The following is an 8,988-nucleotide window of genomic DNA, read 5'->3' on the forward strand; positions in this document are numbered from 1 at the left end:
ACCCCGAACAGCCAGACCTGCGCCACCCTGGCGCCGGGTGCGGACTGCGTGCTGGTCGGCACCTACACGGTGACCCAGGCCGACGTCGACGCCGGCGAGGTGGTGAACACCGGTACCGGCGAGTCCGACGAGACCCCGCCGCAGACCACGCCGCCGGTGACCACGCCGATCGACCAGGACCCCGAGCTGAGCCTGACCAAGGCGCTGACCAATGCGCCGAGTCCGATCGTGCTGGGCAGCGTGCTGGAGTACACCGTCACCGCGAGCAACAGCGGCAATGTGACCCTGCACAACGTGGTGGTCGGCGACGACCTGATCACCCCGAACAGCCAGATCTGCGCCACCCTGGCCCCGGGTGCGGACTGCGTGCTGGTGGGCACCTACACGGTGACCCAGGCCGACGTCGACGCCGGCGAGGTGGTCAACACCGGTACCGGCGAGTCGGACGAGACCCCGCCGCAGACCACGCCGCCGGTGACCACGCCGATCGAGCAGAACCCGGCGATCGAGACCACGAAGACCGCGGCCCTGATCGTCGACAACGGCACTCCGGGCGTGGGCAATGCCGGTGACGTGATCGCCTACGCGGTGACCGCGACCAATACCGGCAACGTGACCCTGGCCAACCTGACCGTGATGGACAGCCTGGAAGGCGGTGCCCCGGTCGCCCTGACCTGCGCGCCGACCACCCTGGCCCCGGGCGAGACCGCCACCTGCGAAAGCTACGAGCACACCATCACCCAGGCCGAGGCCGGCGCCGCCAAGCGCACCATCGACAACAACGTGGTGACCAGCGCCCAGACCACGCGCGGCGCTGCCCCGGTGTCGGTCGAGGCGACCAGCCAGGCGGTGGTCGAGGTCGAGGCCGATCCGGTGACGGTGCGGGCGATCAAGACCGCCAGCCCGCGCGACGTGCGTCCGGGCGACCTGGTCCGCTACAGCGTGGTGCTGGAGAACACCGGCGACATCGACGTGATCGACGCGGTGCTGATCGACACGCCGCCGGCCGGCTTCAACTTCGTCGAAGGCACGCTGACGGTGACCGATCGCGACGGTGCCGGGCGACTGGTTGGCACGCGTCCGATCCGGGTCGACCAGATCGACATCGCGGTCGGCGACCGGGCCACCGTCAGCTACCTGCTGCGGGTCGGCGCCGGCGTCGGACCGGGCGTGCACACCAACAGCGCCTACCTGGAGGACCGCGGCGAGACGGTGTCCAACGTCGCCACCGCCGACGTGCAGATCGTGTCCGACCCGTTGATGGACGACTCGCTGATCCTCGGCACGGTGTTCGACGACGGCGACGGCGACGGCTGGCAGGACAGTGCCGCCCTGACCGGTGTGCGGGTGCGCGGCGGATTCGCCGCCGACGCCTATGTCGCCGGTTCGACCACGATCGATCGCGGGCAGGGCGCGCAGCCGCTGGCCGATGCCAGCGCACCGCTGCTGCACGGTGTCGAGGTCGGTGCGATCGACGGCCGCCAGTCGGAGGCCGATCCGGCGTCCGCACGCACGGTGACGATCAGCCAGACCCTCAGCGACCTGCGTTTCAGCGACGACTTCGAGCTGAGCTCGGCGCAGGGCGTCGTCCTGCGGATGGACGCTGCCGGCAACACCCGTCTCGTCAGCGACGGTGGCGAGGCCGGGCGCGGACAGAGCGCGGCGGTGCCGACGGTCGAGCGCCGGGTCAGCCAGGTCGAGGGCGGCTATCGGGTCGACTACGTGATCGGCAACGCCGGTATCGAGGAGCGCGGCATCCCCGGTGTGCGCATCGCCACCGTCGAAGGCCTGCTGGTGGAAACCGACCCCTACGGCCGCTTCCACCTGGTCGGGATCGACGGCGGACGCCAGGAGCGCGGTCGCAACTTCACCATGAAGATCGATCCGGCCACGCTGCCGCCGGGCACCGCCTTCACCACCGACAACCCGCAGGTCCGCCGCATCACTCCGGGTGTGCCGGTGCGCTTCGACTTCGGCGTCAAGCTGCCGTCGGGGCGGGTCGGTGGCGGCGAGGAGACCGTCGAGATGGAACTGGGCGAGGTGCTGTTCGAGCCCGGCAGTGCCGGGATCCGCGACGGCCACCAGGCGGTGCTGGAAGCGATGGCGGCCCAGGTCCGTGCGCGCCAGGGCGGCGAGGTGGTGATCGCAGCCGATGGCGACAGCCAGGCCCTGGCCTACGCCCGCGCCCGTGCCGTGCAGGACGCGCTGCTGGCGCTGCTGACCCCGGAGCAGGCGACCGCCCTGAGCATCAGCCTGCGCACCGATGTCGACGACGCCGGCAGCGGGCTGCTGACGCTGGCGCCGTCGCCGGTGCTGGGCAGCGTGCTGTTCGACACCGATTCGGCAAGGGTCCGCGACGAGTTCGCGCCGCTGCTGGAGCGCATCGCCGGCGACATCGAGGCGATGGGAGGCGGCGCGATCGCGATCGTCGGCCACGCCGACAGGCGCGGCGCGCAGGCCTACAACGACGCGCTCGGCCTGCGCCGCGCCAAGGCGGTGTTCGATGCCATCGCCGCCCGACTCAGCCCGCCGGTACGCGCGAGGTTGCGGGTGGAAATCAGTGACGACCCGACGCGCCCCGTCGGCTTCCGTGGCCAATAAGGGGTGCCGGACATGAAGATGAAACTGCTCGACTACACCCTGATCTGCATCCTGGCCGGCGCCTGCGCACCGGCGCTGGCACAGAAGGGCGTCTCCGACCTGGTCAACACCGGCAGCGACACCGGTCGCGCGCCCGATGCGACGCCGACCGCGCTTGCCCCGGCGGCGACCGCCGTCGACGACGATGCCCCGTCGGCGGTGTCCTGCGAGGGCGGCGACTGCCGTTCCGACGCCGGCGTGGTGATGCGCATCCGCACCCGCGGCGAACGCGAGCCGACCACTCCGGCCGGCGCAAGCGATGGCCAGGCGCTGGCGCCCGACCGGCGGGTGACCATCGAGGCCGACGGCCCCGGCGCGGCGCCCGGCAAGGCGGTCGCGGTCGGCAAATGGTCGATCCAACTGCCCGGCGGTGGCGTGATCTGGGCGACTGAGGACCCGAACCTCGGCCAGCCCTCGTTCAACGTCAGCGCCTCGTCGCTGGTCGCATTCGAGGACGGCCGCATCGTCCGGCCGGTGCGCTTCCACGCCTACAGCAACTATTCGGCCTTCATCGAGCGCGCCGAGGTGCTGGTGTTCCGCGCCAGCGACGCCGATCTGGTGTCGCCGCTGGCGACGGTGCCGATGCCGGTGGCCGCGGTCGCCGATACCGAATGGGACGGTGCGCTGCCGGCGGGCTTCCAGGCCCGCGCCGGCGACGAGCTGGTCTACATCGTCCGTGTCCACGGCGCCGACGGCAGCTTCGACGAGACCTATCCGCGACGCCTGCAGCTGGTCAAGCCCGAGGAGGTCGATCGCGGCCTGCGCCAGCTGCGCGATTCGGTCGAGAAACAGTACGGCACCACGTTCACCGACGATCAGGCGCAGACCCAGAGCCTGATCGACGAGGTGTTCGGCGAGAACAGCCTGCGCCGGCAGAACATTCCGATCTACGGTTCGCGCATCCGCATCCAGGGCCGCAGCATCCCCGAGGACTACAGCGTCACCATCAACGGCCAGAGCCACCCGGTGGACCTGGAGCGCAAGATGGTCGCCGAGTACCTGGTGCCGGTCGGACAGCATCGCTTCGAGGTCGCGCTGGCGGCGAACGGGCGCGCACCGCTGGTGCAGACCCTCGATATCGACGTCAGCGGCCGCTACATGTTCGCGGTCGCGCTGGCCGATCTGACCGTGTCCGGCAACAAGGCGTCCGGTTCGATCGAGCCGCTGGGCGAGGACGACCGCTACGACGACGACCTGCTGGTCGAAGGGCGGCTGGCGTTCTATCTGAAGGGCAAGATCAAGGGCAAGTACCTGATCACCGCCCAGGCCGATACCCAGGAACGCGAGATCAGCGAGCTGTTCAGCGGCTTCTGGGACGCCGACCCGCAGGACATCTTCCGCCGCCTGGATCCGGACGATTACTACCCGGTGTACGGCGACGACTCGACCACCTACCGCGACGTCGACACCCAGGGCCGGCTGTATGTGCGGGTCGACTGGGACAAGAACCAGGCGCTGTGGGGCAACTTCAACACCGGCGTGACCGGTACCGAATACGGCCAGTACTCGCGCTCGCTGTACGGCGCGGCGCTGAACTGGCGCAGCGCCCGCAACACCGAACTGGGCGAGGCCACCACCCAGGTGCGCGCGTTCGGTTCCGAGGCCCAGACCGTGCCCGGCCACAGCGAGTTCCTGGGCACCGGCGGCAGTCTGTTCTACCTGCGTCACGGCGATGTGCTGCCGGGCTCGGACAAGGTCGTGCTCGAGGTCCGCGACGGCACCACCGGCCGGGTCGAGAAGCGCGTCGAGCTGCTGCGCGGCGTCGACTACGAGATCGACGAGTTCCAGGGCCGGCTGCTGCTGACCCGGCCGCTGTCGCAGGTGACCCGCGAGAACGTGCCCAGCCTGACCCGCGACACCCCGCTGGAAGGCTTCTCGCAGATCCTGCTGGTCGACTACGAATACCTGCCCAGCGGTTTCAGCGCCGACGAGGTCACCGCCGGCTTCCGCGGCAAGCACTGGTTCGGCGAGCACGTCGCGGTCGGCGCGACCTGGATCGACGAGAACCGCGCCGGCGAGGACTATGCGATCAAGGGCGCCGATCTGACTCTGCAGGCCGGGCGCGGCACCTACCTGAAGCTCGAGCACACCCGCACCGAGGCGACCAGCGCCCCGGTCTGGTACTCCAGCGACGGCGGCCTGAGCTTCACCCAGCTCAACTCCGGGCTGGGCGCGCGCGAGGGCGACGCCAGCGCGGTGGAAGCGCGGGTCAACTTCAAGGAACTGGGCTGGACCGAGCTGGACTGGTCGGCCGGGGCCTGGTGGCGCGACGTCGACGCCGGATTCTCGGTGACCCGCTTCGACACCGGTGCGGCGATCGAGGAGCACGGCGCCGAGGTGCTCGGCCAGTTCTCGCCGTCGTTCAACCTCTATGCCCGCCACAGCGTCGCCGAGCGCGACAGCGAATCGCTGACCCAGAGCCAGCTGACCGCCGAATGGCGGATCAACGAGGTCGCCACCCTGGCCGCGGAGCTGCGCCGCGTCGACGAGGAGCGCAACAGCGGCGACGCCTCCGGCACCCTGGCCGCGCTGCAGTACAAGCAACGCTTCGGCAACACCCTGGACCTGTTCGCCACTGCCCAGCTGACCGTCGACGACGACAGCGGCCGCTACGCCGACAACGACGCCTTCACCGTCGGCGGCAAGTACCTGTTCGGCGAGCTGTCCTCGGTCGGTGCCGAGATCACCACCGGCGACCGCGGCGATGCGGCCCAGGTCAACGCCGAGTACCGGCTGACCCGCGACCACACCCTGTACGGCGCCTACACCTACTCGACCGATCGCAGCAGCTACGACCCGCTGTTCAACGACCGCCTCAGCACCGGCTGGACCCTCGGCCAGCGCTGGCGCCTGTCCAGCCAGGTCGGCATCTTCAACGAGAGCCAGTTCCTCAAGGACCCGCAGGGCGACGGCCTGGCGCATACCTTCGGCATGGACTTCTATCCGGGCGTGGGCTGGAACCTCGGCTTCACCCTGCAGAGCGCCGAGCTGGAGAACGCCGTCGGCGTGACCGACCGCCGCGCGATCAGCGTCAGCGGCGGCCGCACCTCGGCCGATACCCAGTGGCAGAGCAAGCTGGAATGGCGCGAGGACACCGGTGCGGAACGACGCGAGCAGTGGGTCACCACCAACCGCCTGCAGCACAAGCTCAATGAAAGCTTCCGCATCGCGTTGCGGCTGAACTACTCGGAGACCGACGACGAGATCGATCCGCTGGCCGGTGCCAAGTTCGTCGAGGCCAATGCCGGTTTCGCCTGGCGTCCGTGGAACAGCACCCGCTACGCGCTGTTCGGCAAGTACACCTACCTGTACGACGTCTCCTCGCTCGGCCAGGTTGGCGACAACCTGGCCGACTACGACCAGCGCAACCAGATCCTGTCGGTCGAGGGCGTCTATCACCCCGACACCCGCTGGGAGTTCGCCGGCAAGCTGATGCGTCGCGAAGGCGAGGTCCGTCTGGGCCGGCTGAGCGGCGACTGGGCCGATTCGGCCGCGACCTTCGCCGCCGCCCAGGTCCGCTACGGCTTCGCCGACAACTGGCACAGCCTGCTGGAATACCGTTGGCTGGGGGTCAAGGACGGCGGCGACCGGCAGGGCCTGCTGCTCGGCGTCGACCGCGACATCGGCCGCAACTTCCGGGTCGGCGTCGGTTACAACTTCACCGAGTTCAGCGACGACCTGACCGATTTCGACTACGACCACCGCGGCTGGTTCCTGAACATGGTCGGCCGCTACTGAGCCCGCGCGTCCGCAGCCGGCGTCGTCGCCACGACCGCCGGCCGCGGAGCCGGTCCGCCACCGGCCGGTCCTGGCTTCCGGTTCATCCGGAGGCTGCGCCGGGCGCGCCGGTTGCGCTAGAATGTCGCCCCTCCGAGAGGGAGCGGGCCGCGACGCCGCCCGCCTCCGGCGCGAAGGCCCACGCCATCGCCGCCAAGCCCGGGTCGTTAGCTCAGTCGGTAGAGCATCGGACTTTTAATCCGCTGGTCGTTGGTTCGAATCCAACACGACCCACCATTAATTTCAATCACTTAAGTCGATTCATCGACTTTAAGGTGCTGCGCTAGGTACAGTTTCGGTACATCACCGAAGCACGAGTGCCGATGGCGACCATCCTCAAGACCCCCTCCGGTACCTGGAAAGCGCTCATCCGCAAGAAGGGCTGGCCGACCAGCGCCAAGACTTTCCGCACCAAGCGCGATGCCGAGGATTGGGCACGGCGTGCCGAGGACGAGATGGTGCGGGGCGTCTACATCGACCGTTCGCGGTCGGAGCGTATGACCTTTTCCGATGCGCTCGATCGTTACCTGTCCGAGGTCCTGCCCGCCAAGAAGCCGAGCACGCAACGCTCGGAGAAGCCGCGGGCGGAACCCTTGCGAAGGTTCTTTGGTCAGTACTCTCTGGCGGCCATCAGTCCCGAACTGGCGGCCCGATACCGGGATGAGCGCTTGGCCACCACCAGTCAGCGCGTACATCGCCTGAAGGGGCAGCCGAGCAGGCTCAGCCCGAACACGGTCCGGCTGGAACTGGCGCTCCTGAGTCATCTCTTCAACACCGCGATCCGTGAGTGGGGGTTGGGGCTGGTCAGGAATCCCGTGTCAGGCATCCGCAAGCCATCGCCGGGGCAGGGTAGGGACCGGCGTCTGACGGCCGCCGAGGAGGCCGGATTGCGCGAAGCGCTCGCCTGCCATAGCAATCCCATGGTTGCCTGGATATTCGAGGTTGCGCTTGAGACCGGCATGCGCTCGGGCGAAATCACTGGCCTTCGAGTAGGTCAGGTGGACATAGACCGGCGCGTAGTCCGCTTGATGAACACCAAGAACGACAGCGGCAGGACGGTTCCGTTGACCAGGCGAGCGGTGGAAATCTTCCGCATGGCGTTGGCAAATCCGCTAAGACCCAAGGGGTGCGAGCTGGTGTTCTTCGGAGAGCCCGGGCGCGACGGCACGCGCAAACCCTATGCTTTCACCAAGGCCTGGAACGAGATCAAGCTGTCGCTGGGCCTGACCGACCTTCGTTTCCATGATCTGCGCCACGAGGCGGTGAGTCGACTCGTGGAGGCGGGCTTCAGCGACCAGGAGGTATCGGCAATCAGCGGTCACAAGTCGATGCAGATGCTCAAGCGTTACACGCACCTCCGTGCAGAAGACCTCGTTGAGCGGCTTGATGCCGTCTCCACCGGCTCCAAGGCAAAGTAGCGCAGGTGTTCCGGGGTGGTCGATGAATCGGTCATACTGTGAATCATCGCCTCGGTTCGCTCGTTTGCTTGACTTGGAGTAGGGCTTCGCAATGGATTTTGCCTACCATCCCTCGCTGAAGAAGAGTCTGAAGGGATCTCACGAATGGTTGGCCTATCCCGATAATCTGGGCAGGCCTGCCAAATACTCCAGTCATTTGCGAGAGTGGCTTGCGGTCCCTGAACGACCGGCAAGAATGCGCGGCCACCCTGTGGCCGATCTGGGCCACTATTACGGGATGGCCGCCTGTGATGCCTACTGGCGTCAGGATCTTGCGGATCTGGCGAAATTCCTGCGCTGGGCGGTCGATCTTCGTGCATTGGACTTGCGTCGAAGCGGGACGTTCAGTGAGCAGAGTCCAGACGATGGGGACTGGCCCAGCGAATTTTGGGACAGCATGAAGGCCGCCGGCCCAATGATGCTGTCCGAGTGGGAGCTGGGTCGTATCTGTGCCGAACGCTTCATCGAGATGGCCGAGAAGGATCAGCGGGTCAATCGGCCGCCGGCGACGCGAATGGTCAACCACAACACCAACGACGTGTTCCTGATCGGCCTGTTCTCACAGGCCTTCGACATCACCACGGACTTCCAGCCCCGCGAGCCGCTGATCGAGCCCTACCAGCAGTTGCTGGATGCCTGGCGCACCAAGGACGAATTGGTTTTCCAGTCGGCCATGCAGGCTGCGTCTGAGTTCCATATCAGTCGAAGCAAGTCGGGAAGCCGCTACAAGTTCTGCGAGTTCGAAAAGACCTTCGACCGGGTGTTCGCGGCTGAGTTGCTGGCCGTGCAGGCCCTGCGCCTGCACGACGACCTGCCTGCCTTCGAGGCCGGGCACTTGCTAGTCGACGGCCCCTGGGCCGTGATCAAGGACTTGCCCGATGTCGAGCCGAATCCGTTGACGCTACAGGTTGAGGCCCAACTTCAGCGCGACTATCCCGAGTTCCGATAACTCTTCACCCTTTCTGCAAGGAGCGCAGTCATGACCCATCCGCCTTCCCGCGCCGCCGAACTGGCCGCCCTGGCGGTCGCAACGGATGCCCAGGGTAATGTCGACCTGACGGCCTTCCAGGCCCAATTGCTGATCCAGCAGCATCAGAGCATCGACGGTCTGGAC

4 protein-coding genes and 1 tRNA gene are annotated in these 8,988 nt (G+C 67.6%); all 5 read left to right on the plus strand.

From position 1 onward, the window contains the following. Nucleotides 1–2,601: DUF7507 domain-containing protein (locus FKV24_RS15710; RefSeq protein WP_141483060.1), on the plus strand; the 2,601-nt coding region annotated here is incomplete at its 5' end. A 12-nt stretch (nt 2,602–2,613) separates the two neighbouring features. Then, entirely contained in the window at nt 2,614–6,378 is a 3,765-nt protein-coding gene (locus tag FKV24_RS15715) for a hypothetical protein (RefSeq protein ID WP_211371892.1), read from the plus strand. 200 nt (nt 6,379–6,578) lie between these two features. Continuing rightward, nucleotides 6,579–6,654: transfer RNA gene (locus FKV24_RS15720), tRNA-Lys, on the plus strand. 86 nt (nt 6,655–6,740) lie between these two features. Then, entirely contained in the window at nt 6,741–7,835 is a 1,095-nt protein-coding gene (locus FKV24_RS15725; protein ID WP_141483061.1) for a tyrosine-type recombinase/integrase, read from the plus strand. A 91-nt stretch (nt 7,836–7,926) separates the two neighbouring features. Further along, nucleotides 7,927–8,823, plus strand: a complete 897-nt coding sequence (locus FKV24_RS15730; RefSeq protein ID WP_141483062.1) for a hypothetical protein — start codon at nt 7,927–7,929, stop codon at nt 8,821–8,823. Nucleotides 8,824–8,988 lie beyond the last annotated feature (165 nt).

It is taken from the genome of Marilutibacter maris, from assembly GCF_006546735.2.
Taxonomy (GTDB): domain Bacteria; phylum Pseudomonadota; class Gammaproteobacteria; order Xanthomonadales; family Xanthomonadaceae; genus Marilutibacter; species Marilutibacter maris.